Below are 25,837 nucleotides of genomic sequence, written 5' to 3' on the forward strand. Positions count from 1 at the left end.
GGCATCAACTAAGGGAAAGCTGTAAACGAGGCCGTCATGATTAGCGTACTTCAGAACGTTGCCGCGGGCGAGGACGTCCTTGCGCAGAAGCTCGCGTTCCAGCAGCGGCTGCAGGCGCTGACCGGCCGCATCCAGGCGGCGACCAACATCGACGAGGTCCTCGGCGAGATCTCGCAGGAGGTGTGCGAGGTCTTCGAGGCCGATCGCCTGACGATCTACGTCGTCGCCGACGACAAGGGGTCCATCGTCTCCAAGGTGAAGACCGGCCTGCACTCGTTCAAGGACATCAAGCTCCCGATCAACGAGCAGTCGATCGCCGGCTTCACCGCCGCGCACAAGCGCGTGCTCAACATCCGCGACGTCTACGACGATTCGGAGCTCAGGTCGTACAGCCCGCAGGTCAACTTCCTCAAGGCGGTCGACGTGAAGACCGGCTACCGCACGCGCCAGATGCTGGTCGCGCCGGTGCTGGATCCGCGCTCGCGCGATCTCGTCGGCGTGGTGCAGATCATCAACTCGCGCCACGGGCGGCCGTTCATGCCGTTCATGGAAGAGGGCGTCGCCCAGCTCGCCGATACGCTGGCCGCCGCTTTCCAGCAGCGCCAGAAGACCGCGGGCATGCCGCTGCGGAGCAAGTACGAAGCGCTGGTCGCCAACGCCGTGCTGTCTTCGGACGAGCTCGAGCTCGCGCAGCGCTCGGCGCGCCGCAAGAACCTCGACCTCGAGACCGTGCTCATCGAAGAGTTCCAGGTGAAGGTGCCCGACCTCGGCGCGGCGTTGTCGGCGTACTTCGCGGTGCCTTACGAGCCGTTCAAGGCCGACCGCGTGCGCCCGTCCGACCTGCTGCGCAACATGAGCCGCGAGTTCTGCGAGACCAACCAGTGGCTGCCGCTGGGCGAAGACCAGAACGGGCTGGTCATCATGACCGTCGATCCGGAGCAGACGCGCGCGTCGCGCATGGTCGTCAACGTCTATCCCAAGAGCAAGATCGTCTACACCGTCACGACCAACCAGGAGTTCGCCGCGACGCTCGAGCAGCTCTTCGGCGGCGGCCTGATCGACGACAACCTCGGCGACGTCGCCGATCTTCTCGGCACGCTGGACGAGGAGGACGCCGAAGGCGGCATGGGGGAAGACATCGCCTCGGCCGCGAGCGACAACGAGCTCGTCAAGCTCGTCAACAAGATCATCATCGACGCCTACAAGCAGGGCGCGTCGGACATCCACATCGAGCCCTATCCCGGCAAGGCCAAGACCGAGGTGCGCTTCCGCCGCGACGGCTCGCTGATGAACTACATCTCGATCCCCGGCAGCTACCGCAACGCGCTCGCCGCGCGGATCAAGATCATGTGCGACCTCGACATCTCCGAGCGCCGCAAGCCGCAGGACGGCAAGATCAAGTTCAAGAAGTTCGGCCCGCTCGACATCGAGCTGCGCGTGGCGACCATCCCGACCGCCGGCGGCGTCGAGGATATCGTCATGCGTATCCTCGCCGGCGGCGAGCCGATCCCGCTCGACAAGCTCGCGCTCAGCTCGCGTAACCTGGAGCTGACCAAGCAGGCGATCTCCAAGCCGTACGGGCTGTTCTTCGTGTGCGGCCCGACCGGCTCGGGCAAGACCACCACGCTGCATTCGGTGCTCGGGTATCTGAACGAGCCCGATACCAAGATCTGGACCGCGGAGGACCCGGTCGAGATCACGCAGAAGGGCCTGCGCCAGGTGCAGGTGAACCGCAAGGCGGGGCTGGATTTCGCGATCGTCATGAAAGCGTTCCTGCGGGCCGATCCGGACATCATCATGGTCGGCGAGATGCGCGACAAGGAGACGGTCTCCACCGGCATCGAAGCATCGCTCACCGGCCACCTCGTGTTCGCCACCCTGCACACGAACAGCGCGCCCGAGTCGATCGTGCGCCTGCTCGACATGGGCATGGACCCGTTCAACTTCTCCGACGCGCTCGTCGGCATCCTCGCGCAGCGCCTCGCCAAGCGCCTGTGCAAGTGCCGCGAGACGCGGGCGATGACCGAGGAGGAGATCGACCGCCTGCTCGAGGAATACGCGTACGAGCTGCTCGTCACCGACGCCTGGAAAGCCGATCCCGAAGGCGAGCGCGAGAAGCTGCGCGCGGCCTGGATCGCGGAGTTCGGCAACGAGAACGGCGAGCTCACGCATTACGAGGCGATCGGCTGCGACGTGTGCGGCGGCACCGGCTACAAGGGCCGCGTCGCGCTGCACGAGCTCCTGATGGGCACCGACCGCATCAAGGCGCACATCCAGGAGCACGGCCGCGTCTCGCAGATGCTCGCGACCGGCCTCGAGGAAGGCATGCGCACCCTGAAGCAGGACGGCATCGAGAAAGTGCTGCAAGGGATCACCGACATGCAGCAGGTACGGGCGGTGTGCATCAAATGAGCACGACGGTCGTGGAACAGCTCGCCGCCAAGCCCGAGCCCCACGTCGACCTCCTGCAGAGGCTCGACCAGCTCGTCGAGATCGGCGTCTCGCTGTCCAGCGAGCGCGACATCGACAAGCTGCTCGAGTCGATCCTCGTCGCGGCGAAGTCGATCACCAACGCCGACGGCGGCACGCTCTATCGCATGATCGAGGACGGGCGCAAGCTCAAGTTCGAGATCATGAGGAACGACAGCCTCGGCATCGCGATGGGCGGAACGAGCGGCGTGCCGATCCCGTTCTACCCGGTGAGCCTGTTCGGCGCCGAGGGCCAGCCCGTCGAGTCGATGGTCGTGGCCTACGCGGTGCACCACGACTGCTCGATCAACATCGCGGACGCCTACACCGAGAAAGGCTTCGACTTCTCCGGCACCAAGCGCTTCGACGAGAAGACGGGCTACCGCTCGAAGTCGTTCCTGACGATCCCGATCAAGAACCACGAGAACGAGATCATCGGCGTGCTGCAGCTCATCAACGCCAAGGACTACGAGTCCGGCGTGGTGCAGGCGTTCACCGAAGCCGACCAGCGCCTGGCGGAATCGCTCGCGTCGCAGGCGGCGATCGCGCTCACCAACCGGCTGCTGATCCTCCATCTCGAGAACCTGTTCGAATCGTTCATCAAGGTGATCAACGCCGCGATCGACGACAAGTCGCCTTACACCGGCGGCCATTGCGAGCGCGTGCCGGCGCTGACGATGATGCTCGCCGACGCGGTCACGGAATGCAGGCGGGGGCCGCTGTCCGATTTCACGATGAGCGATCGCGACCGCTACGAGCTGAAGATCGCGGGTCTGCTGCACGACTGCGGGAAGGTCACCACGCCGGTGCACGTCGTCGACAAGGCGACCAAGCTGCAGACGATCTTCGACCGCATCGAGCTGGTCGACACGCGCTTCGAGGTGATCCGGCGCGACGCGATCATCGAGCTCGGGCGCGACCATCCCGACCTGCCGGCGCGGCTGAAGGAGATCGACGACGACCGCGAGTTCCTGAGGAAGAGCAACGTCGGCGGCGAATCGATGAAGGACGCCGACATCGAGCGCGTCAAGGCGATCTCGCGCAAGTACCGCTGGCTGGGGCCGACCGGGGCCGAGACCAACTTCCTGTCGGACGAGGAGGTCCTGAACCTCACGATCCGCGCGGGCACGCTGACGCAGGAAGAGCGCCAGGTCATCAACCATCACATCACGATGACGATCCAGATGCTGGAAGCCCTGCCGTGGCCCAAGCACCTGTCGAACGTCGTCGAATACGCCGGCGGCCATCACGAGCGCATGGACGGCAAGGGCTATCCCAAGGGCCTCACGCGCGAGCAGATGTCGGTGCAGGCCCGCTGCATGGGCATCGCCGACATCTTCGAGGCGCTCACCGCCCGCGACCGGCCCTACAAGAAAGGCAAGACGCTGTCCGAGGCGCTGACGATCCTCGGCAAGTTCAAGCTGAACGGACACATCGATCCGGATCTCTTCGACGTGTTCATGTGGGAAAAGGTGTACGACAAGTACGCCGCGGAGTTCATGCAGCCGGAGCAGATCGACGCCGTCGACCCGGGGCAGATCCCCGGCTACGTGCCGCCGCCGGCGCACTGACGGCTGAAGGAGTCATTGCGAGGAGCGAAGCGACGAAGCACTCCCGCAACGTGCGCCACGGGATCGCCACGGCGCTCCTTCGGAGCGCCTCGCGATGACGATCGCCGTCCCGGCGATCGTCAGCTCTTGCGGGTCAGGTAAACGACGAGGCCTTCGGTCGCCGTCTCGATGAGCTTCTTGCTGTAGCCCAGCGCTTCGAGCTCCCAGCGGAAGGTATTGCCGAGCCGGGCTTTCTTGTAGACCCCGAGCTTGTGCTCGTTCTTGAACTCCACCGCCTTGTTGCACACGCCTTCGAGGATGCGCGCGAGGCGTTTCTCGGAGAGCGAACGGTCGGGCGCGTTGGCGAGCGAGGGCGGATACTGGCGAGCGATTTCCTCCGCGAGACTCTTCGCGAACAAGTCCACGTCCTTACCGGACACCGAGCTGAACAAAGCCATGCGTATAACCCTCGTCGCGTCGTGGCGCGTCTCCCATATCATATAGCATCGAATGCTCACGCACGCCATGGCGCCCGCATGCTCCTGAAGACGCTCGCGAGGGATCTCGTAGCCCTGCCGCTCCGCGCGTGGCGCGCGCGCCGCGCCGCCGCGCTGCAGAACGTCGCCTTGCGCCAGTGCGACCGGGGCGATCGCGAAGCGGCGCTCGCGACGCTCAAGCGCGCCGCCAGCCTCGACCCGAAGAGCGCGTCGGTGCGCGCGTTCATGGGGGTGGTCCTGCTGCAGCTGCGCTCGCTCGACGCCGCGCTCGACCACCTGCGCATCGCCCACGACACCGATCCGCAGAACGGCGACATCCTGAAGCTCCTCGTCGAGACGCTGCTGCAGTCGGGCCGCTACCAGAAGGCGCTCACGATCTGCGAGGCGGCGCTGCGCCGCGACCGCGCGTTCTACGAGGCGTGGACGTGCCTCGGCCTCGTCTATCGCCGGACTCATCGCTCCGCCGAGGCGCTCGAGTGCTACGAGCGCGCGGTCGCGCTCAACGCGCGCGACGTCGATTCGATGGCCAATCGCGCGATCGCGCTCTCCGATCTGGGCAGGCTGGACGAAGCGCTCGAAGCCCTGGAAGCGGTGCTCGCGGTCTCGCCCGATCACGTGCTGGCGCGGTTTCACCGCGGTCTCGCGCGGCTCTCGCAAGGCGATTACGCGCAAGGGTGGCCCGATTACGAGCTGCGCCTGGCGAGCAGCGACAAGCCGGAGATCAAAGCGCTCGCGCCGCGCTGGGAAGGCGCGCCGCTCGAGGGTCGATCGATCCTCGTGCGCGGCGAGCAGGGCCTGGGCGACCAGATCATGTTCGCCTCGTGCCTGCCGGAGCTCATCACCAATGCGGCAAGCTGCACGATCGAGTGCGAGCGCAAGCTCGTGGCGCTCTTCGGACGTTCTTTTCCCGAGGCGCGCGTCCACGCCATCGGCGAGACGCCGGCGGATGCGCGCCACGACTTCGAGGTGCCGCTCGGCAGCCTGCCGCTGCACTGCCGGCGCACCGCGCAGGACTTTCCCCGACACCCCGGTTATCTCAAGCCGGATCCCGCGCGCGTGCGCGAATGGCGCGGGAAGCTCCACGCGCTCGGGCCGGGCCTGAAGATCGGCATTTCGTGGCGCGGCGGCACCGCTCTCACGCGCGTGGCGCTGCGCTCGATTCCGCTCGAAGGCTGGGAGCGCCTGTTCGCGCTCGCGGGCGTGCGCTTCGTGAGCCTGCAATACACCGACGCCGCGGCCGCCGAGGTCGCCGCGCTGGAGCGCTCCGGCGGACCTTCCATCGTGCACTGGCCGGAAGCGATCGACGACTACGACGAGACCGCGGCGCTGGTCGCGGCGCTCGACCTCACCATCAGCGTCTGCACTTCGGTCGTCCATCTCGCGGGCGCGGTGGGTCGACCGGTGTGGGTGCTCGCACCGCAGGCGGCTGAATGGCGTTACGGCACTCGCGGCGAAGCGCTGCCGTGGTACCCTTCGGCGCGGGTCTTCCGGCAGGAACACCCCGACGATTGGGACTCGGTCCTGCGCCGCGTCGCGTCCGAGCTGCACGCGCTGCAGCAATACAGCTTCGGCGGGGCCGGCGCGGTCCGCCACTAGGCGCGTGTGAAACAATGGAGTCCCCGCCCGTTCACTCCTCACGGTCCTGTCCTTGATTCCCGTATTCATCGGTTTCGATCCGCGCGAGACGGTCGCTTTTCACGTGCTCGCGCACAGCATCCACGCCCGCGCGTCGCAGCCGGTCGGCGTCGCTCCCCTGATGCTGTCCCAGCTGCGAGGCGTGCTGACGCGCGAGCGGCATGAGCTCCAGTCGACCGACTTCTCGTTCTCGCGCTTTCTCACGCCGTATCTGTCGGGCTATCGCGGCTGGTCGCTCTTCATGGACTGCGACATGCTCATGCTCGAAGACGTGGCCGAGCTGTGGGCGATGCGCGACGAGCGCTGCGCCGTGATGGTCGTCAAGCACGTACACACGCCGCGCGAGACGGTGAAGTTCCTCGGCGAGCCGCAGACGAAATACGAGAAGAAGAACTGGTCGAGCGTGATGCTCTTCAACAACGAGCGCTGCGCGGCGCTCACCCCCGATTACGTGAACACCGCGAGCGGGCTCGAGCTCCACCAGTTCAAGTGGCTGCAATCGGAGTCGCTGATCGGCGCCCTGCCGGCGCGCTGGAACCATCTGGTCGGCTACGACGCGCCGCGGTCCGACGCAGCGCTCGTGCACTACACCCTCGGCGGGCCTTACTTCCCCGAATACGCCGACTGCGAGTACGCCGACGAGTGGCGGGCCGAGCGGCGGCGCATGCTAGAGCCCGCCGCCGGCGATTGATGTTCGACGCGCTGCGCCGCTGGTTCGCGCGCGAGGCGCGGCCGCATGCCGCGCCCGCGGCGCCGCCGGCCAATGCCGACAAGCTGCTGGCGCCGGTCGCCTCGGCGCTGCAATCCGGCGACGAAGCCGAAGCGCTGCGGCTGCTCGAAGCGCTCACCTGGCAGCATCCCGAGCTCGCCGAGGCGCACTGCGCGCTCGGCGAGCTCCTCGCGAGGCGCGGCGAGACCGACGAGGCACGCGACAGCTTCACGCTCGCGCTGCATTTCGCGCCGGGCAGCGCGCGCGCGCACTATGCGCTCGGCACGCTCGAGCTCTCGCAGCACCACATCCCCGCCGCGGTGCGCTCGATCACGCAGGCGCTCGAGCACGGCGGTCCGAACGCGGCGATGTACAACACCCTCGGCGCGGCTCACGCGGAAGCGGGCGATCACGTCGAGGCGGTCGCATGCTTCCGCAAGGCCGTCGCCATCGCGCCGGACTTCGCCGAGGCGCACAGCAACCTCGGTTGCGTGCTTTTTCGCGAGCTCGAGGAGCAGGACGAAGGGCCGGCCGCGATCGAGCGCGCCATCGAGCTCGGCGCGCGCGGCGACGCGGTGTGGGTCAACAGGGCGATGGTCTGGCACAGGCGCGGCGAGATCGATCGCGCGCTGGCGGTCTACGACGATCTGCTCGCGCGCGATCCCGGCATGGCGCAGGCCCGTCTCAATCGCGCCCTGATCCGGCTCGCGCGCGGCGATTTCGCGGCAGGCTGGGACGACTACGAAGCCCGCCGGTCACTGCCGGGGGCGGCGCCGACGCCTGCGGGCGCGGGCGAATGGGACGGGGACGATCTGCAGGGGCGCTCGCTCCTCGTCTATCCGGAGCAGGGACTCGGCGACGAGATCATGTTCGCTTCGTGCATTCCGGACCTGCTGCGCATGGAGGCTCGCTGCGCCCTACGGTGCAATCCCAAGCTCGAAACGCTTTTCAGGCGTTCTTTCCCTGCCGCCGATGTGGCGCGCGCGCACGGGCCGGTGTCGTCCGCCGCGCAGTGGGACCGCGCGATCAGCATCGCAAGCCTGCCGCGCTTTCTGCGCCGCAGCCGCGCCGCGTTTCCTGCGCACGGGGCGTATCTTCACGCCGATCCTGCGCGCGTCGAGCACTGGCGGGCGCGTCTCGGCGCGTTGCCGGGCAGGCTCAAGGTGGGGCTGTCGTGGCGGGGAGGACTGCCCTCGACCCGGCGCAACCTGCGCTCGATACCGCTCCCGGACTGGGTCGACGTGCTGCGGATTCCCGGCGTCGATTTCGTGAGCCTCCAGTACACCGACAGCACGCGCGAGATCGAGGAGCTCTCCCGCGAGTCCGACGTGACCATCCATGAATGGAAAGACGCGATCGCCGATTACGACGAGACCGCCGCGCTCGTCGCTGCGCTCGACCTCGTGATCTCGGTGCAGACGTCCGTCGTCCATCTCGCCGGCGCGCTCGGCGCGCGCACGTGGGCGCTCATCCCGGAAGTGCCGGAGTGGCGCTATGGCGAGCACGGCGACACGATGCCGTGGTATCCCTCCGTCACGCTGTGGCGCAAGCAACGCGGCGAAGAATGGGTCTGCGTGCTCGCGCGCGTTGCGCGAGCCTTACGGGAGCGCGCGGGCGCTGCATGACGGAGGCATGCATGTTGCTTGACGACTCCGGCCGTGCCTCGCCGTACGGTCGAGGAGACGAGATGCAACGTGCGCAAAAGGCCTTTACGCTGATCGAGCTGATGATCGTCGTGGCGATCATCGGGATACTCGCGGCGATCGCGCTGCCGGCGTACCGCGACTACACCATACGCAGCCGCGTCTCCGAGCTCATCACCGCCGCGAGCGCCTACAAGGTCTCGGTCGCGGAGCGCGCCTTTGCCGACGCGGCGATCACGAATGCAGGTGTGGGCTTGACCGTGACGACCGTCGGCTACGTGACCGGCGGCTCGGTCACCCAGGCGGGCATCATCACGATCAGCTCGACGACCGTCGGCACCGACGTGACGATCACGCTCACGCCGAGCTTTACCCCGCCGACGGGGCCGCTGGTGTGGTCCTGCTCGTCGCCTGCGGCGCAGCACAAATACGTGCCGCCCGAGTGCCGGCAGCCGTGACGCGACAGGGCGCGTCGGGGGTGACGAAAAACGTCACTTTGTGACGAAGCGCGTGACCGGACCGCACCCGCGGACCGTGACGTGCGACACGAAAAGCGGCTGCAAAACCTCTGGAAGCGCCTCGATGCGTCACTGGTATACATGTTGCTTCGAGGCGTGGCACGACACGGCGCCCGTGTCCATGCTCATAGGAGAACTGGTTCATGAAAAGCATACAGAAGGGTTTCACGCTGATCGAACTGATGATCGTGGTCGCGATCATCGGGATTCTGGCTGCGGTCGCACTGCCGGCGTATCAGGACTACACGATCCGCGCGAAGGTGTCGGAGCTCGTGCTGGCGACGAGCGGCTTCAAGACCACGGTCACCGAGGCGGCTCAGACCAACAGCACGCTGACGAACTCGGGCGTCGGGCTGACGGTGAGCACGGTCGGCAAGATCAGCGGCGGCTCGGTGAGTGACAACGGCGTCATCGTGGTGTCGGGCAGCGGGACGACGGTGGGCACCAACGTCACGGTCACGCTGACGCCTTCGATCAGCACCGGCGGCACGATCATCTGGGCGTGCACGTCGGCCTCTGGCATCTGGAAGTACGTGCCTGCGGAGTGCCGCAAGTCGGCGTAACGCTGGTTTTCCAGCTCTCCCGGAAACCCCTCGCAAGAGGGGTTTTCTTTTTGGCGCCCCGGAGGCTTACCGCGCGTCCGCGAGGCCCGGGTCGCCGGCGACGCCGATGAGCCGCGGACGGTTGAGCGTGGCGGGCGCGACCACTTTGCGCTCGCGCAGGTACGAAGCGACGAGCTCCCAGACCGGCTTGCCCGTGGCGCCTTCCGCGACGGGCGCCCAGCTCACCACCTTGTAGACGCGCCCGGCTTCGATGGGCTTGCCGTTCAGCGTCATGCCGCCGATGCGGCGCCCGATCGGCTGCACCGGCTCGCAGGTGTACTGCATGCCGCCGATCCTCACCATATCGCCGCCCTGCTGGTAGTAGGGATCGGGATTGAAGAGGTTGTCGCAGATGTCTTCGAGCAGCGTCTTGATCGCCGCGCCGGTGAGCTCGTTGACCGTCACGTAGGGATAGGTGATCGCGGTCGCGTTCATCACGTCCTCGAGCGTGATGGCCGAGCCGGGCAGCACGCTGGTCCCCCAGCGAAAGCCGGGCGAGAACGCGATCTGCGCGCCGCCTGTCGCGAGCAGCGCGTCGAGGATGAGCTGGTCGAGGCTGCCGGTGAAGTTGCCGCGCCGGTAGAGCAGCGCCTCGCTCACCGCGAGCTTCTCGGCGAGCTTGTCCTTGTACGGCGCCCGGTGACGCTCGATCAGCGCGGACATCTCCGTATCGGCGCCGAGCAAGTTCGAGAAGACCGGCAGCAGGCGGTACTCGTAGCCGCGCACGCCGCCGCGCTGCACGTCCAGGTCGAGCACCGCGAGAAACTTCCCGTTGGAGCCCGCGTTCGTCACGAGCGTCGTGCCGGCCGCGTTCTTCACCGCAACCGGCCGCGGCACCGCGTCGTGAGTGTGGCCGCCGAGGATCGCATCGATGCCGGTCACGCGCGATGCGAGCTTCAGATCGACGTCCATCCCGTTGTGGGACAGCAGCACCACCGCCCACGCGCCTTTGGCGCGCGCTTCGTTGACCACGCTCTGCAGCCGCTCTTCCTGGATGCCGAAAGTCCAGTCCGGGACGAAATGGCGCGGATTGGCGATCGGCGTATAGGGGAAGGCCTGGCCGACGATCGCGACCGGCGCGCCGTTGATCTCGCGGATCGAGTACGGCTTGAACACCGGGTCGTCGAAGTCGACGGTGCGCACGTTCTGCGCGAGGAACTCGGTACCTGCGAGCTCGCGTATCCCTTCCTGCACGCGTGCGGCGCCGTAGGTGAACTCCCAGTGTCCGGTCATGAGGTCGACGCCGAGGAGCTTCGACGCGGCGATCATGTCGGCGCCGCGCGTCCACAGCGCCGTGGCGGAACCCTGCCAGTTGTCGCCGCCGTCGAGGAGCAGCGCGCCCGGGCGCTGCGCACGCACGAGCTTCACGAGCGTGGCGAGGTGCGCGAAGCCGCCGAGCGCGCCGTAGCGCCGCGCGGATTCGACGAAATCGAGGTGGGTGCAGGCGTGGGCCATGCGGCTGCCGCGCGGTATGCCGTAGCGCGCGAGCAGCGCCTCGCCGACGAGGTGCGGCGGCTCGCCGCGCGCGCGCGCGACGCCGATGTTGACGTCGGGCTCGCGGAAATGGACGGGCAGGAGCTGCGCGTGGCAGTCGGTGAAATGGAGCAGCGTCACCTTGCCGCGGGGGCGGCCCAGATCGTAGAGGCGCTCGCCTGGGTCGGCGGCGCGCGAGGCGAGCGGCAGGCCTGCCGCCATGCCGGCCGCGAGCGCTTCGATAAATTCCCGGCGGGTCATGCTCACGTCGCGAGTCCCTCGCGCGCGCCGGCTTCGCACCACGCCCGCCATGCGCCGCGGTAAGCCGCTTCCAGCCGCGAGGTGTAGCCCGCGTGGTCGAGGAGCTTCGAGGCGGCGAGCCTCTCGCGCATGCCCGCGCGCAGCGCCGCCCGACGAGCGGTATCGCAGGCGAGCGACGCCGCGGCCTGCACGTAGTCGTCCGCCGTCCGCGCGACGAGCGCTTCCAGGCCCACGCTCCCGAGCAGCGTCGCGCCGACGCGCGCCATGTGCACGTCGCCCGCGAGCGTGATCACCGGCACGCCCATCCACAGCGCCTCGCACGTCGTAGTCGTGCCGTTGTAGGGAAAGGTGTCGAGCGCGATGTCGATCTCGCCGTACGCCGCCATGTGCCGGGCGAGATCGTCCGACCACGCGCGCAAGGCGATGCGGTCCGCCGCGATGCCGTGGGCTGCGAAGCGCTCGAGCAGGCGGGCGCGAGCCGTCGCGTTGTCGAGCAACGCGCTTTTCAGCACGAGCCGCGAGCGCGGAACCGCCGCGAGCACGCGCGACCACAGCGCGACCAGCGGGTCGTTCACCTTCACCAGCGTGTTGAACGAGCCGAAGACGACCTCGGCGCTGTCGCGCGGTGCGACCTCCGGGGCATCCGGCGGCGGTCGATAGCAGAGGAAAGGCGCGGCGAGGCGCAGGAGCTGCTCGGTGTGCAGCGTGTCGGCGGCGCCCGGGGGATCGGCGACGTCGTCGGTCACGCGATACGCGATCGACGACAGTCCGGTCGTATCGGGATAACCGAGCCACGTGATCTGCACCGGCGCGGGCTCGCGCGCGAAAGCGGGCAGCGAGTTCATCTTGGTGTGGCCGCCGAGGTCGACGAGCACGTCGATCGCGTCTTCCTCGACGATCGCGGCGAGCGCGTCGTGCGCGATGCCGGGCAGGTGGCGCCACACCGTCGCGGCGCGCGCCAGGCGCGCAGTCACGTCGTCGCTCAATGCGTGGGTGTAATAGCAGTACACGTCGTAGCGCCTGCGATCGTGGTGCTCGATGACGGGCTCGACGAAATATCCCACCGAGTGGCGCGAGAGATTGCGCGAGACGTACCCCACGCGCAGGCGCCGTTCCGGATCGCGCGCGTTGCGCCAACGGCCGCGGTACGCAGCCGGCACCGTGCGGCGCACCAGCTCGCCGTAGCGCATGTGCCTTTCACGGAACTCGCGCGCATCGATGCCCGGCGAGAAGTGGCTGTAGAGCAGCCATGACGAGAAGAGCTCGGTGTCGGCGGGCGAGGCGGCGAGCGCCGCCTCGCACTCGGCGATCGCTTCTTCGATGCGCCACGAGCTCGCGAGATCGTTCGCCGTGGCGATGCGGTCCCGCGCGGAGGCTCGGGCGCTCACGCGGTCGCCGCCGCCCGCGAGCTGTCTGATCAGGCGAAAAATCATCGCCGGAGCATACAGCGCCGCGGGTGGGCGCTCTAGTTGCGGTTGACCGGCGATTGCGGATCGACGAGATAGGCGACGACGTGCGCGATCTGCTCGGGCGTGAGATAGCCGTTAGCCCCCAGCCGCGGCATGTTCGAGCACGGGAAATACAACCACGAGTTGTAGATCTTCTCGTAGGTGTACTTCACGATCGCATCGGTGTGGCCGCGCTTGGCGCCGTAGCCGATGAGCTCGGGTCCGAGATTGCCCGAGTTCACTTCGCGCGGGTCGAGGGCGTGGCAGTTGATGCACAGCGCGCCGTTCTCCTTCACCTTCTCGACCCGGCCGCCGCGCACGCGCAGGCCTCCGCCGTTGGCGACGAGGCGCTGGCCGATCTTCCAGTCTCCGGCGAGCTTGCCATTCGCCGGATACTTCAGGCTCGCGCGCGCATGCGCCACGACGCGCTGGGCTTCGTCGGACGTGAGCTTGTCGCCCGGCGGCCTGCTGCAGATCTTCTGATCGGCATCCTGATGGGCGCGCGCGGTGAGCTCGGCCGGCATCCCGGGATACGCCTCGCTCACCATGTGCTCGCCGATGGCGCGCGTTTCCTCGGGGCTCGGTCCCGTCGCGCAGCCGAGGACGATCGCGGCGCAGGCGAACCCGCAGACGAGAGTGACGTTGCGCATCATCGCCGCACTCCCGGCAGGTGGATCTCGCCGCCGTTGCCGCGGTGATTGAGATAGCTCGTGAGCGCGATCGACATCTCCGAGGTGTAGCCCAGGTCGGGCAGGCGCATCTGCCAGTTGCAGTCGTAGAGACGGTGCTGCATGGTGCGCACGGTCGCCTGCGTCCCGCGATACGCGGGCCAGCCGGTGGCGACGACGTGCTGCACCTGCTTGGCGTCGGTCATGTTCGGCAGGTCCTGCAGGCGGACGCGCTTACCCTCGTCGCCGTGGCAGGTCGCGCACGAGAAATCGAGCGGACCCGAGCGCCGGTTGAAGAGGTACTCGCCGGCCTTGAACGCCTCGCGCTCCTTCGGGTGCGCGAGCGGCACGGCCATCTTCATGCCGTTCGACTTCGAGCCGACGAAGCTCACCAGCGCTTCCATGTCGGAGTCGCGGTCGAGCGTGCCGAAGCGGTTCTTCACGATGTCCTCGCGCTTGAAACCCTGCAGCGTGACCATGCACGTCATGAGGCGCGACTCGAGGTCCTGCACCTTGTCGGTGTCGGCGAAATAGCGCGGAAGCTGGGCGAAGGCGCCTTCGACCTTGCCGGGGCCTTGCCCGAGATCGCACGCTTCGAGCGACGCGTTCTTCGGCCCGCGCTTTTCAAAGAACAGGCGCTTGCCGCGTTCGACCCACAGCTCTCCGGGATTGTCCTCGGCGAGCATCTGGCGGCCGATCGCCAGCCCGTCGGCTGCGTTCTGCGCTGGAAGCGGCGCTGAAAATAAAACGAGAACAGCCGCTGCCACGCAGCCGCGCATCGTCTCCATCTTGAGTTCTCCTCGGATAAGGTCCGGCTCGCTGTGAGGCGCGAGCATCGTTATTGTCAGGACGCGGCGGCTACGGTGGCTTCGTCGGTACGCTTGTCGCCGCGGTTGTCGGTCCAGGTGACGGCGATCTTGTCGCCGGCTTTCGCGCCCTTGACGCGTATGCCGAGGAACGGGTCGCGCGACACCGCCTGGCTCCACTGCGCGTCGAGCACCGTCTTGCCGTTGTGAGTGACGACGACGTTCTGGATGAAGTGGACCGGCACGATCTCGCCCTTAGCGTCCTTGCGCTGGCCGGTCTCCATCGGATGACGCATGAGGATGCGCACGTCGGCGACGTCGCCCTGCAGCGTGGCCCTGATTCTCATCGGTTCTGCCATTGTTCTCTCCGCGTATCAGCCGCAGCCGCCGACGGTGACCTTCACTTCCTTGGCCGCCGTATAGAACTTGCCGTCCGCCGCTTTCACGACGGCGCGCACGTTCGAGGTCTGGCCGAGCTTGAGGCGCACCGAAGCGTAAGGCTCGACGCCGCCGGCGACGTCGAAAGTCGCCGCGAGCGGGAAGGGATTCTTCTCCGCGATGATCGAGATGCTCTGGGTATTGGGGATCTTGCTCGTGATCGCGACCGGGACGACCGCGCCGTTCTCGGCGATGTCGGGCGCCGTGATCGCGATGTCCTTGGTTTCGATGAGGCTGGAGGCGCCGAGACCTTTTACGGCGTCGGTATAGGCCTTGGCTTCGAAGCCCTGCTTGTTCCAGGTCGCGGCCTGCGCCGCACCGGGCTTGAGCAGGCCTGCCGCCGCCAGCGCGCCGGCGCCGCCGGCGATTGCGAGAAACGATCTGCGTCGGTTGTTCATATCGCCTTCCGGGAATATCGTTATAACCGAATGGCTAACAATCCCTTGAGATTCAGGGCATTAGCCTGTTCTAAGAGGCGCGTATGCTAGAGCAGTTCCGCACAGGTGTCCACCGCGCGGTGTCAATTTTCAGGCACTCGAGCCGGCGGCACGCCAATGGCCCGAACGCCCGCCCTGCTTTTCCAGCAGGGCGATGCCTTCGATGCGCATCCCGCGGTCGACCGCCTTGCACATGTCGTAGATCGTGAGAAGACCTACGCTGACGGCGGTCAGCGCCTCCATCTCCACCCCGGTGCGGCCGAACGTCTCGACGACCGCGATGCAGTGAACCGCCGAAGCCGCGGTATCCAGCGTGAGGTCCACCGACACCTTGGTCAGGGCGAGCGGGTGGCAGAGAGGGATCAGGTCGGCGGTGCGCTTGGCGGCCTGTATCGCCGCGATGCGCGCGATACCCAGGACGTCGCCTTTCCTGGCGCTGCCCTGCGCGATCGTCTCGAGCGTGGCGGGAAGCATGGCGATGCGCCCCGCCGCACGCGCGATGCGCCGGGTCTCGCCCTTGTCGCCGACGTCGACCATGTGCGCCTGCCCGGCGGCGTCGAAATGGGTGAGCTTGTCTGCGGGCATACGGGGGTTTGCGCGGTGCGGAACTTGCGTGAAGGCGGCCTTATCATAGCACCATGATTTTCCGTGCCCTGCTGCTCTTCTCCCTCGTGCTCGTGCCCCGCGCACTCGCCGAAGGTCTGCCCGATCTCGGCGAATCCGCTCAGGCGTCGTTCAGCGCGCTCGAGGAAAAACGCCTCGGCGACGAGATCATCCGCGAGATCCGTGCCGACCGGCAGTACTACGACGACCCCGAGACGACGCAGTACATCAACGACATCGGTCACCGCCTGGTCTCGCGTGGCGCCGATTCGCGCCAGTCTTTCGAGTTCTTCATGATCAACGAGCGCTCGATCAACGCGTTCGCGCTGCCGGGCGGCTACATCGGCGTGCACACCGGGCTGCTCATCGCGGCGCAGAGCGAATCGGAGCTCGCCAGCGTGCTGGGCCACGAGATCGCGCACGTCACCCAGCGCCACATCGCGCGCATGATCGCGCAGCAGAAGCAGGGTGCGGTGCTGTCGCTCGCGGCGCTCGCGGTCGCCATACTCGCCGCGCGCTCCAACCCCGACGTCGCCGGCGCGGCGACGGCGTTCGGCACCGGCGCGGCGGTGCAGAACATGATCAACTTCACCCGCGACCACGAGCGCGAGGCCGACCGCATCGGGCTCCAGATCCTCGAAAAGGCGGGGTACGACCCGCGCGCGGCGGCGGTGTTCTTCGAGCGGCTGCAGCGCGCGACGCGCATTTACGACGTCGGCGGCGCGCCGGCCTACCTGCGCACGCATCCGATGACCTACGAGCGGATCGCCGACATCCAGAACCGCCTCGAGCGCCTGCCTTATCGCCAGGTGTCCGACAGCCTCGAGTTCCAGCTCGTGCGCGCCAAGGTCCGCGCCGAGCTCGACCCCGCGCCGCAGGCGCGCGACTTCTTCGAGCAAAGCCTCTCGGAGAAACGCTATCTCTCGGAAGCCGCCAGCCGCTACGGTCTCGCGACGACGCTCGTCCGGCTCAAGGATTACCCCCGCGCGCGCAAGGAATACGATGCGCTCAAGCGTGTCGCCGGCTCGCACCCGATGGTCGTCACGCTCGACTGCCGCATCCGCCGCGCGGCCGGCGACACCGAAAGCGCGCTCGGCTGCTATCGCGATGCGCTGGCCGCGCATCCGCGGCATAGCGCGCTGTCCTACGAGTACGCCAAGCTTCTGCTGCAGATGCGGCGCCCGGAGCCGGCGCTTGCGGTGATCGCCCAGCGTAAGCAGACGTTGTCCGACGACCCCAAGCTCTACCTCATGGAAGGCGAAGCTTACGCGATGCTCGGCAAGCGGCTCGCGCAGCACCGCGCGACGGGCGAGGCGTACGCGCGCATGGGCAACACGCGCGGGGCGATCGAACAGATGCAGATCGCGCTGAAGAGCGGCGACGGGGACTTCTACCAGATGTCGGCGGTCGAGGCGCGGCTGCGCGAGCTGCGCAAGATCGACGAGGCGGAGCGCAAGGACAAGTCGCCGCTGCGGTGAGCCCCAGGGCGATACGCTGTATAGTCCACGCCTCGCAACACGCACCGAGGTTGACATGCAGTTCGACAAGGAACTCGACGCGCGGGGGTTGAACTGCCCCCTGCCGATACTCAGGACCAAGAAAGCGCTCTCCGACATGACGTCGGGTCAGGTGCTCAAGATCGTCGCGACCGATCCGGGCGCGGTGAAGGACTTCCAGGCGTTCTCCAAGCAGACCGGCAACGCGCTGCTCTCGTCGGACAGCCTCGAGAACGAGTTCGTGTTCTTCATGCAGAAGAAATGAGGTAGCGAGCCCTCGCATGGCCGAGCACTGGCGCTTCGTCGACACCGGTCTCGCCTCACCCGTGCGCAATGTCGCGCTGAGCCGCGCGCTGCTCGAAGCGCGCGCCGCCGACGAGATTCCCTCGACGCTGCGCTTCGCGCGCTCGACCCGGAGCGTATGGCTCGCCGCCCGCGACAGCGCGGCGCAGGCGCTCGATCCCGACTACTGCCGCACCCGCGGCCTCGCGCTGTCGCGCCGGATCACCGGCGGGCCCGCGACTTACGTCGACGAGCGCCACCTCGTCTGGGAGCTCTACCTGCACCGGCGCGACGTCGGCACCGTTCCGCTGCACGCGCTCGGGCGCCGCATCTGCCATGCCGCGGCCGCGGGCCTGAGCGCCCTCGGACTGGACGCGAGGCTGCGCGGCCGCGCCGAGATCGAGATCGAAGGCCGAGCGGTCGCCGCAGGCGGCTTTGCGATCGAGCGCGACGCCGTCCTGTTCCAGGCCGTGCTGCGCCTCGAAGCGGACGCAGCGACCGCGCTCGGCGTGCTGAGGACGCCGTGGAGCGGCGACGCCGCAGCGCTGGAGTCGGCGGCGGCGCTGCGCGTGGCCGACGTCGCCGGCGCGCTCGGCCGCCCGCCCGACGCGCGCGCCGTCAGGGCCAACCTCGTCGAGGCGTTCGAAAGCGAGTTCGGCGTGGAGCTGCGCGAAGGCGATCTCGGTCTGTCCGAGCATGCGCGCTGCGAGGCCGCGCTGCCCGCGATCGAGTCGGCAGACTGGCTCGACCACGCGGCAAGACCGGCGTCCGATGCGCCGCTGCTGTCGGCCGCGCACCGCACGGCAGCGTGCACGCTGACCGTCGCGGTGATCTGCGATCGCGCGACGCGCACGCTCTCCCGCGCGTGGATCACCGGCGGCTGCGCGTTCGCGCCACGGCGGTTGTGCGCGGACCTCGAAGCCGCGCTGTGCGACGTGCCGCTCGATCGCATCGCGAGCCGAGTCGAAGCGTTCTTCGGCAGCCGTCCGGTCGATGCCGGCGGCTGCACCGCAGCCGATTTCACGGAGGTCTTGAAGCGCGCCGCGCGCCAGCCGCTGCTGGCGGAATGAAGCCGGTCGCGCATCACGCGCGCGCGAAGGCCTCTTCGAGAAAATCGGCGTATGCGAGCGTGATGTCCTTGCGGTCGAAGAGCGCGCCGCTCCTCTCCGCGAGCTCGCGGCTCACGGCGGTGCGGTAGTCGCGATCGTTCGCGAGGCGGTGGGCGCGCTCGACGTAGTCCTCGACGCTCGCGGCAACGCAATCCTCGATCCCCAGCTCCCGATACAGGCCCAGCGTGAAGCGCCCGTAGAGATGCGCGCCCGGCAGCGTCACCAGCGGCACGCCGAGCGCGAGCGCTTCGCACGAGCTGTTGCAGCCGCCGAAGTACAGCGGGTCGAGCGCCACGTCCATGGCCGCGAGCGTCGCGACGTAACGGTCCATCGGCAGCGCCGGGAGGAAACGGATGCGCGACGCGAGCGGTCCGAGCGTTCGCGCGAAGCGCCGTCGCACCAGTTCGGCCGCGTGCGCCTTCGATTCGAGCAGCACGATCTCTGCGCGCGCGTCGCGCTCCAGCAATGCGACCAGCACCGCGTCGATGTCCGGATGGAGCTTGAACACCGGCTGCAGGCAGCCGTAGAGTCGGACGTCCGCGGGCAGGCCGAGCGCTTCGCGGCCGATCGGCTGTGCGAGGCGCGGGCGTTCGTAGCCGCCGAGGAAGAACGCGCGCGGCCGCACCAGCCGCTCGGTGTAGTGAGCATCGGCCGATTCGATCTCCACGCCCTCCGCCGACAGGTAGTAGTCGATCGTGTCGACGCCGCTGGTGTCCGAGTGTCCCCACGACACCGCCTGCACCGGCGCGAGCCGCCACAGCGCGAGCGCGTAGGTGATCGGGTCCATGCCGACGTCGGCGAAGACGAGCACGTCGAGCGCGGCGTCCGCGACGGCGCGGCGGATCGCGCCGAGGTCGCGCGCGAGCTTCACGTAGACGTCCGCGGCGCTTTCGACGGCGCGGCCCATCGCGTCCTGCGCCGGCTCGATCGCGAAGACGTGCACCTCGAAGCGCTCGCGCGGCAGGTCGCGGATGAAGCCGATCGTGGTGCGCGCGACCGAGTGCAGCTGGAAGAACGAGGAGACGAAGCCGATGCGCAGCCGCCGGCCCCGCGGCGCGCGCTTCGGCGGCGCGGCCTGCGCCGCCGCGGGACAGAGGTGGCGCATCGCGCGGCAGAGCTTGGCGAGCAGCGGCGCGTTGTTGCGGTTGTGATAAGCGAGGTTGAACCCGGTGACGCCGACCTCGGCGGCCGGATCGGCGATGTGCGGTTCGCGCGCATCGAGCACCTCGTCGAGCTCCTGGGAGAAGCGCGCCCTGACTGCGTCGATCTCGGTCTGGCTTTCGTAGACCGCAGGCAGGAAGAGCGCGCGCCTCAGGCGCATGCCCCCGAGGCCGGCGCGCACCAGCGGCTCGATCGCCCGCCACGCCTCGGGTATGCGGGCTTCGCGATACAACGCCGTCGACAGGTAGTTCACGATCGCCGGGTCGCCCGGCGCGTGCTCGAGCGCCCGCTCCAGGTACGCGCAGCCGCGTGCGGTCTGACCGAGCCGGATGTACGCGCGCCCGGCGTCGCGCAGCGCCGACACGCGCGACGCGCTGTCGAGCTTGGCGCCGGCGAGCGCGGCTTCGTAGTGCTCGAGCGCCGATTCGAAGCGGTGCAGGGCGAACAGAACGTCGGCGAGCGCGAAGTGAAACGCGGTCTCGCCGGGCCGCGCCGCGGCCGCGGCCTCCATCGCGAGCGCGGCGGCGACCGGGTCGCTGCGCTTCTTCGCGATCAGGCCGCGAAGAAAATCGATGTCCGGCCGCTCGGCGTCCCCGATAGCCGCGCTGTCGCGCTCGGCCCGCGCGAGCTCGCCGCGCTCGTAGAGCGCGTAGACGTCGGCGAAACGGGTGCGGCGGAAGGTGAGGCGTTGCGGCAGCAGCCGCTTCAGCACGCTCCCGAGCACGCCGGGCCTAGCCGGGACCGAGCTTGCCCAGTTGCGCGCGCACTTCGGTGAGCATCGCCGAGTGCCGGTCGAGGCGCTGGCGCTCCTGATCGACGACGGCCGGAGGCGCGCGCTCGACGAAGCTCGCGTTGGCGAGCTTCGCCTCGGACTTGCGGATCTCGCCTTCGAGGCGCGCAACTTCCCTGGAGAGGCGCTCGCGCTCGGCTTCGAGGTCGATCTCGACCTTCAGCATGAGCTTGGCCTCACCCGCGATCGCGACCGGCGCGTCCGCCGTCGGAAGCGTGTCGACCACGCTCACCTCGGATAGCCGCGCGAGCGCCGCGAGGTACGGCGTGAACGCCGTGAGACGCGCCGTATCGCCCTGCGCGAGCAGCGGCAGCCTGTCTTTCGGCGGAATGCTCATCTCGCTCCTCAGCGTGCGCGTCGCGGTGACGATCTCCTTGAGCGCGTGCACCTCGAGCTCCGCGGCTTCGTCGATGCGCTCGGCTTGAGGCTGAGGGTAACGCTGCAGCATGATCGAAGGCCCCGATCTGCCGGCGAGCGGCGCCACCTTCTGCCACAGCTCCTCGGTGATGAACGGGATCACCGGGTGCGCGAGACGCAGGATCGCTTCGAGCACGCGCACCAGGGTGCGGCGGGTGCCGCGCTGCTGCGCGGGCGAGCCGTTGGCGATCTGCACCTTGGCGAGCTCGAGGTACCAGTCGCAGTACTCGTCCCACACCAGCTCGTAGATCGCGCGCGACAGGTTGTCGAAGCGATACTGCGCGAAACCCTGGCGCACTTCCTCTTCGGCGCGCTGCAGCCGGCTGACGATCCAGCGATCGACCACCGAGAGCTCGACGGGCAGCGTCTCGTCGAGACCGACGTCCTTGCCTTCGCAGTTCATCAGCACGAAGCGCGACGCGTTCCACAGCTTGTTGCAGAAGTTGCGGTAGCCGTCGCAGCGCGCGAGGTCGAACTTGATGTCGCGGCCGTGCGAGGCGAGGCTGGCGAAGGTGAAGCGCAGCGGATCGGTGCCGAACGCCGGGATGCCGTCGGGGAACTGGCGCCGGGTCATCTTCTCGATGCGCTCGGCCTGGCGCGGATCCATGAGCCCGCTGGTGCGCTTGGCGATGAGCGCGTCGAGCGTGATGCCGTCGACGATGTCGAGCGGGTCGAGCACGTTGCCCTTGGACTTGGACATCTTCTCGCCTTCCGCGTCGCGCACGAGGCCGGTGATGTACACCTCGCGGAACGGCACCTTGCCGGTGAAGTGCAGCGTCATCATCACCATGCGCGCGACCCAGAAGAAGATGATGTCGAAACCGGTGACGAGCACCGCCGACGGCAGGTAGAGGTCGAGCGCGGGGTTGGAGCGCGCCGGGTACTCGGGCGTCCAGTCGAGTGTCGAGAACGGCCACAGCGCGGACGAGAACCAGGTGTCGAGCACGTCCTCTTCCTGCCGCAGCGGGGCCGAGGCGTCGGCGCCGCGGGCCCAGCGGTACTTGGCTTCGGCCTCTTCGCGCGTGCGCGCGACGTAGACGTTGTCCTGCGCGTCGTACCACGCCGGGATGCGATGGCCCCACCAGATCTGGCGCGAGATGCACCAGTCCTGGATGTTCTCGAGCCACTGGTTGTAGGTCGTCGTCCAGTTCTCGGGGACGAACTTGATATCGCCCTTGGCAACCGCGTCCAGCCCGCTTCTCGCGAGCGATTCCATCTTCACGAACCACTGGTCGGTCAGCATCGGCTCGACCACCGCCTCGGTGCGGCCGCAGCGGGGCACCATCAGCTTGTGCGGCTTGACCTCGGCGAGCAGGTGGTAGGCCTCGAGGTCCTCGACGACGAGCTTGCGCGCGGCGAAACGGTCGAGACCGCGGTAGCGCGACGGTGCGTTGTCGTTGACGTGCGCGTCGAGCGTGAAGATGTTGATCGGCGTGAGACGGTGGCGCTGCCCCACCTCGAAGTCGTTGAAGTCGTGCGCCGGCGTGATCTTCACGCAGCCGGTGCCGAAAGCGGGATCGACGTAAGTATCGGCGATCACCGGGATCTGGCGATCGGTCAGGGGCAGCGCGATCTTGGCGCCGATGAGGTGCCTGTAGCGCTCGTCGTCGGGATGCACCGCGACCGCGACGTCGCCGAGCATCGTCTCCGGCCGCGTCGTCGCGACGACCAGATGGCCTTCACGGTCGGCCAGCGGATAGCGGATGTGCCAGAGATGGCCGTCCTCTTCCTTCGACTCGACTTCGAGGTCCGACACCGCGGTCTGCAGCACCGGGTCCCAGTTGACGAGGCGCTTGCCGCGATAGATGAGCCCCTGCTCGTACAGGCGCACGAACACTTCGGTGACGGTCTGCGAGAGGCCCTCGTCCATCGTGAAGCGCTCGCGCTCCCAGTCGCACGAGGTGCCGAGGCGGCGCATCTGGCGCGTGATCGTCGAGCCCGACTGCTCCTTCCATTGCCACACGCGCTCGACGAACGCCTCGCGGCCGAGGTCGCGTCGGGAAATGCCCTGCGCCTCGAGCTGGCGCTCGACGACGATCTGGGTCGCGATGCCGGCGTGGTCGGTGCCCGCCTGCCACAGCGTGTTCTCGCCGAGCATGCGGTGATAGCGCGTCAGCGCATCCATCAGGGTGTGCTGGAATGCGTGGCCCATGTGCAGCGTGCCGGTGACGTTGGGCGGCGGCAGGAGGATGCAGTAGCCGTCGATTTTTTCGCGATCGAGACCGGCGCGGAAATAGCCGCTGCTTTCCCACAGCGGATACCAGTGCGATTCGATGGCGCGCGGCTCGAAGCTCTTGGCGAGCGCGTCGGCGATCGGCGAGGCCTGCGCGGGGGCGGCTGCGCCCGGGGTGGAAGCGGACGCGCTCATCTGGGCGCCTCGCGATTCGGGATGTGCATCGGGTGCTTTCGATTCCGGGGCCGGCGCGGGCAGGCTCAATTGTTCCTTGAGCGCCTGCTCGACCGACGCGCGCACGAGCGCGCCTAGGTTCGTTTTGATTTCCTGCGTGATGTGCTGGACGGCTGTGCTCAGCGCATCGCCCAGGTTGGGCATGAGCTGCTCGCGCACCACGTCCTGGATGCGGCCGTCGATCTCCTTGTGCAGCTTTTGGTACATCGCGTGCTGCAGGTTCTGGTTCTGCACGCGGGAGATCACTTCGACCGGACCCGAGTCGGCCGCGCCCTGTCCGGCGGTCGCGACGAGATCGGGATCCGGCGCGATGTCGGTGAGCACCGGCAGGTCCTCGTCCTCGCCGGGCGCGCCGGCCCTGTTCGGCTCTTCGCTCATGCGCTTTGCGCCCCCGCGAGATCGTGCCTGCGGATCTCGTACCCGCGCTCGCGATAGAACCTGAAGCGCTCGCGCGCGGCCTGCTTGTCGGCTTCGTCGTCCGCGCTGACGATCTCCACCAGCCGCTCGTAGCGCGCGAAGAACGGCGGCCACTCGGCGCGCAGGTTGAGCAGCACCTGGTCGCCGACGGGTTCCTGCGTGCCGTGATCGACGATGATCGGCGTCTCGGCCGCGAGCGGATCGCGCGGCGAGCAGTGCGGGATGAACCCGGTCGCCGGCGTCGTCCACAGCATGCGGTCGATGCGCGTCGCGGTCTCGCCGTCGGGGCAGAGCACGAGCATGCGGTTGCCGAGGCCGTAGGCCTTGGCCGCGATGCGGCAAGCGGTGACGAGCTTGTCCGCGACGTTGAAATAGAAGTCGATCTGAGTCACTAGGCGCCGCGCACCCGCGAGAGCAGGAACTGCAGGAGCAGCGGCACCGGCCGCGCGGTCGCGCCTTTTTCCTTGCCGCCGCGCCACGCGGTGCCCGCGATGTCGAGGTGCGCCCACTTGTATTTGCGCGCGAAGCGCGACAGGAAGCACGCCGCGGTGATGCTGCCGCCGGGACGCCCGCCGATGTTCGCGAAGTCGGCGAAGTTGCTCTTCAACTGATCCTGGTAGTCGTCCCACAGCGGCATGCGCCAGGCGCGGTCGTGCGCGGCGTCGGCGGCCGCGACGATCTCTTCCGCGAGCCCGTCGTCGTTCGAGAAGAAACCCGTCGCCACGTGACCGAGCGCGATCACCATCGCGCCGGTGAGCGTCGCGATGTCGATGACGGCCGCGGGCTGGTAGCGCTCGGCGTAGGTCAGCGCGTCGCACAGGATGAGGCGGCCTTCGGCGTCGGTATTGAGGATCTCCACCGTCTGGCCCGACATGCTCTTCACGATGTCGCCGGGGCGGGTCGCGCGGCCGCCGGGCATGTTCTCGGTCGTGGGCACGAGGCCGATGACGTTGAGCGGGAGCGCAAGCTCGCCCACCGCCTTCATGGTGCCGAGCACGCTGCCCGCACCGCTCATGTCGAACTTCATCTCGTCCATCTCGGCCGAAGGCTTGATCGAGATGCCGCCGGTGTCGAAGGTGACGCCCTTGCCCACGAGCACGACGGGCTTCTCGTTCTTGCCGCCGCCGCGATGCTCGATGACGATGAACTTCGGAGGCTCGTGGCTGCCCGCGGCGACCGCCAGCAGCGTGTTCATGCCGAGCTTCTTCATCTCGTCGCGCTCGAACACCTGCACTTTCATCCTGTACTGCTTGCCGAGCTTCACCGCCTGCTCGGCGAGGAAGCCGGGCGTGCACACGTTCGGCGGCAGGTTGCCGAGATCCTTGGTGAGCGCCATGCCCGCCGCGAGCGCGCCGCCTTGCGCAAGCCCGCGCTCGGCTTTGCGCGACTCGCCCTTGCCGTCGACCGCGAGCGTCACGCGCTGCAGCGTCGCTTTCGCCTTGTCGCGGCTGCTCTTCATCGCGTCGAAGCGATACAGCGACTCGTTGGCGAGCGCCACCGCCTGGCGCACGCGCCACTCGGCGTCGTGCTTGTCCATGTCGATCGCGGTGAGATGGAGCTCGGCATCCTTCGCGCCGGTCGACGACAGCGCGCGCATCGCCGCCGCGACCGCTTCGCGGTACTGGCGCGGGCCGAAATCGGCTTCGCGCCCCAGTCCCACGAGGAGCACGCGCTCGGCGGAGACGCCGCGCACGTCGTGCAGCAGGAGCGTCGAGCCGCTCTTGCCTTCGATGTCGCCGCGCTTCACGAGATCGGCGAGATAGCCTTTGGCGAGCTTGTCGAGCTCGGCGCCCGCGCGGTCGAGCTTGCGCGATTCGTACACACCGACGACCGCGCAGCCGCTCTTGCTTCGTCCCGGCTGCAAACCTTTTATGCTAAATTCCAAAACTTGCTCCTCGTGCGGGAAGTGCACTCGACGTGCACGTGAAGGATCTTGACGGGAACGCCCGGTGCGTCTCGCTTGCGTGCTCCGGCGTTCGGTACGCTCGAAGCCCAAGCGTA

General features: G+C 68.1%; 22 protein-coding genes. 10 read left to right on the plus strand and 12 right to left on the minus strand.

All coding sequences use genetic code 11. The features are described from left to right. Positions 1-36: 36 nt before the first annotated feature. Both VHP37_12440 and VHP37_12445 read left to right on the plus strand, forming a co-directional pair. Positions 37-2,412, plus strand: a complete 2,376-nt coding sequence (locus VHP37_12440) for an ATPase, T2SS/T4P/T4SS family (GenBank protein ID HEX2827150.1) — start codon at positions 37-39, stop codon at positions 2,410-2,412. Beyond that, entirely contained in the window at positions 2,409-4,040 is a 1,632-nt protein-coding gene (locus VHP37_12445) for an HD domain-containing phosphohydrolase (protein ID HEX2827151.1), read from the plus strand. The genes VHP37_12440 and VHP37_12445 overlap by 4 nt, the downstream gene beginning before the upstream one ends. A 119-nt stretch (positions 4,041-4,159) precedes the next feature. Here VHP37_12445 and VHP37_12450 read toward each other — a convergent pair whose 3' ends face one another. Then, the gene (locus VHP37_12450; GenBank protein ID HEX2827152.1) at positions 4,160-4,477 is read right to left on the minus strand and encodes a hypothetical protein; all 318 of its coding nucleotides are present in this window, start codon (positions 4,475-4,477) and stop codon (positions 4,160-4,162) included. Positions 4,478-4,555: 78 nt separating this feature from the next. Between VHP37_12450 and VHP37_12455 the strand changes: the two genes are divergently transcribed. The 5 genes from VHP37_12455 to VHP37_12475 all read left to right on the plus strand — a co-directional run bounded on the left by VHP37_12455 (position 4,556) and on the right by VHP37_12475 (position 9,584). Beyond that, positions 4,556-6,112, plus strand: a complete 1,557-nt coding sequence (locus tag VHP37_12455; protein ID HEX2827153.1) for a tetratricopeptide repeat-containing glycosyltransferase family protein — start codon at positions 4,556-4,558, stop codon at positions 6,110-6,112. Between the two features lie 52 nt (positions 6,113-6,164). After that, the gene (locus tag VHP37_12460) at positions 6,165-6,842 is read left to right on the plus strand and encodes a glycosyltransferase (GenBank protein HEX2827154.1); all 678 of its coding nucleotides are present in this window, start codon (positions 6,165-6,167) and stop codon (positions 6,840-6,842) included. After that, a complete protein-coding gene (locus VHP37_12465; GenBank protein ID HEX2827155.1) occupies positions 6,842-8,485 on the plus strand; it encodes a tetratricopeptide repeat protein in 1,644 nt (547 codons plus the stop codon). Before VHP37_12460 ends, VHP37_12465 begins: the two co-directional genes overlap by 1 nt. A 62-nt stretch (positions 8,486-8,547) precedes the next feature. Then, complete coding sequence (locus VHP37_12470) at positions 8,548-8,961, plus strand: pilin (protein ID HEX2827156.1); 414 nt, start codon at positions 8,548-8,550, stop codon at positions 8,959-8,961. 203 nt (positions 8,962-9,164) lie between these two features. After that, positions 9,165-9,584 carry a pilin gene (locus VHP37_12475; protein ID HEX2827157.1) on the plus strand — a complete coding sequence of 140 codons (420 nt, stop codon included), beginning with the start codon at positions 9,165-9,167 and terminating at the stop codon, positions 9,582-9,584. Between the two features lie 66 nt (positions 9,585-9,650). On the opposite strand, the gene soxB is transcribed toward VHP37_12475, so the two are convergent. From soxB to moaC, 7 genes are all read right to left on the minus strand, one after another. Then, a complete protein-coding gene (soxB, locus tag VHP37_12480; protein ID HEX2827158.1) occupies positions 9,651-11,357 on the minus strand; it encodes a thiosulfohydrolase SoxB in 1,707 nt (568 codons plus the stop codon). Positions 11,358-11,359: 2 nt separating this feature from the next. Then, positions 11,360-12,790 (minus strand): glycosyltransferase, encoded by a 1,431-nt coding sequence (locus VHP37_12485; protein ID HEX2827159.1) that lies wholly within the window; start codon positions 12,788-12,790, stop codon positions 11,360-11,362. 32 nt (positions 12,791-12,822) lie between these two features. Further along, positions 12,823-13,458, minus strand: a complete 636-nt coding sequence (gene soxX, locus VHP37_12490) for a sulfur oxidation c-type cytochrome SoxX (protein ID HEX2827160.1) — start codon at positions 13,456-13,458, stop codon at positions 12,823-12,825. Then, a complete protein-coding gene (soxA, locus tag VHP37_12495) occupies positions 13,455-14,261 on the minus strand; it encodes a sulfur oxidation c-type cytochrome SoxA (GenBank protein HEX2827161.1) in 807 nt (268 codons plus the stop codon). Before soxA ends, soxX begins: the two co-directional genes overlap by 4 nt. A 56-nt stretch (positions 14,262-14,317) precedes the next feature. Beyond that, positions 14,318-14,638 carry a thiosulfate oxidation carrier complex protein SoxZ gene (soxZ, locus tag VHP37_12500; protein ID HEX2827162.1) on the minus strand — a complete coding sequence of 107 codons (321 nt, stop codon included), beginning with the start codon at positions 14,636-14,638 and terminating at the stop codon, positions 14,318-14,320. A gap of 15 nt (positions 14,639-14,653) precedes the next feature. Beyond that, entirely contained in the window at positions 14,654-15,115 is a 462-nt protein-coding gene (gene soxY, locus VHP37_12505; GenBank protein ID HEX2827163.1) for a thiosulfate oxidation carrier protein SoxY, read from the minus strand. A gap of 129 nt (positions 15,116-15,244) precedes the next feature. Next, a complete protein-coding gene (gene moaC / locus VHP37_12510) occupies positions 15,245-15,739 on the minus strand; it encodes a cyclic pyranopterin monophosphate synthase MoaC (protein ID HEX2827164.1) in 495 nt (164 codons plus the stop codon). Positions 15,740-15,792: 53 nt separating this feature from the next. Here moaC and VHP37_12515 point away from each other — a divergent pair, with 53 nt between their 5' ends. The 3 genes from VHP37_12515 to VHP37_12525 are packed head-to-tail and all read left to right on the plus strand — an operon-like array spanning position 15,793 to position 18,605. Further along, on the plus strand, positions 15,793-17,235 hold the full coding sequence (locus tag VHP37_12515; protein HEX2827165.1) for a M48 family metalloprotease: 1,443 nt from the start codon (positions 15,793-15,795) through the stop codon (positions 17,233-17,235). Between the two features lie 55 nt (positions 17,236-17,290). Further along, positions 17,291-17,518, plus strand: a complete 228-nt coding sequence (locus VHP37_12520; GenBank protein HEX2827166.1) for a sulfurtransferase TusA family protein — start codon at positions 17,291-17,293, stop codon at positions 17,516-17,518. A 16-nt stretch (positions 17,519-17,534) separates the two neighbouring features. Next, the gene (locus tag VHP37_12525) at positions 17,535-18,605 is read left to right on the plus strand and encodes a hypothetical protein (protein HEX2827167.1); all 1,071 of its coding nucleotides are present in this window, start codon (positions 17,535-17,537) and stop codon (positions 18,603-18,605) included. A 13-nt stretch (positions 18,606-18,618) separates the two neighbouring features. Here the strand turns inward: VHP37_12525 and VHP37_12530 are convergent, their stop codons facing one another. From VHP37_12530 to VHP37_12545, 4 genes are all read right to left on the minus strand, one after another. After that, the gene (locus VHP37_12530) at positions 18,619-20,529 is read right to left on the minus strand and encodes a hypothetical protein (protein ID HEX2827168.1); all 1,911 of its coding nucleotides are present in this window, start codon (positions 20,527-20,529) and stop codon (positions 18,619-18,621) included. Between the two features lie 7 nt (positions 20,530-20,536). Next, entirely contained in the window at positions 20,537-23,326 is a 2,790-nt protein-coding gene (locus VHP37_12535) for a valine--tRNA ligase (protein ID HEX2827169.1), read from the minus strand. Positions 23,327-23,793: 467 nt separating this feature from the next. Next, on the minus strand, positions 23,794-24,228 hold the full coding sequence (locus tag VHP37_12540) for a DNA polymerase III subunit chi (GenBank protein ID HEX2827170.1): 435 nt from the start codon (positions 24,226-24,228) through the stop codon (positions 23,794-23,796). Continuing rightward, entirely contained in the window at positions 24,228-25,721 is a 1,494-nt protein-coding gene (locus VHP37_12545) for a leucyl aminopeptidase (GenBank protein ID HEX2827171.1), read from the minus strand. The genes VHP37_12540 and VHP37_12545 overlap by 1 nt, the downstream gene beginning before the upstream one ends. Between the last annotated feature and the right edge of the window lie 116 nt (positions 25,722-25,837).

Source organism: Burkholderiales bacterium (genome assembly GCA_036262035.1).
Lineage (GTDB): Bacteria > Pseudomonadota > Gammaproteobacteria > Burkholderiales > SG8-41 > JAQGMV01.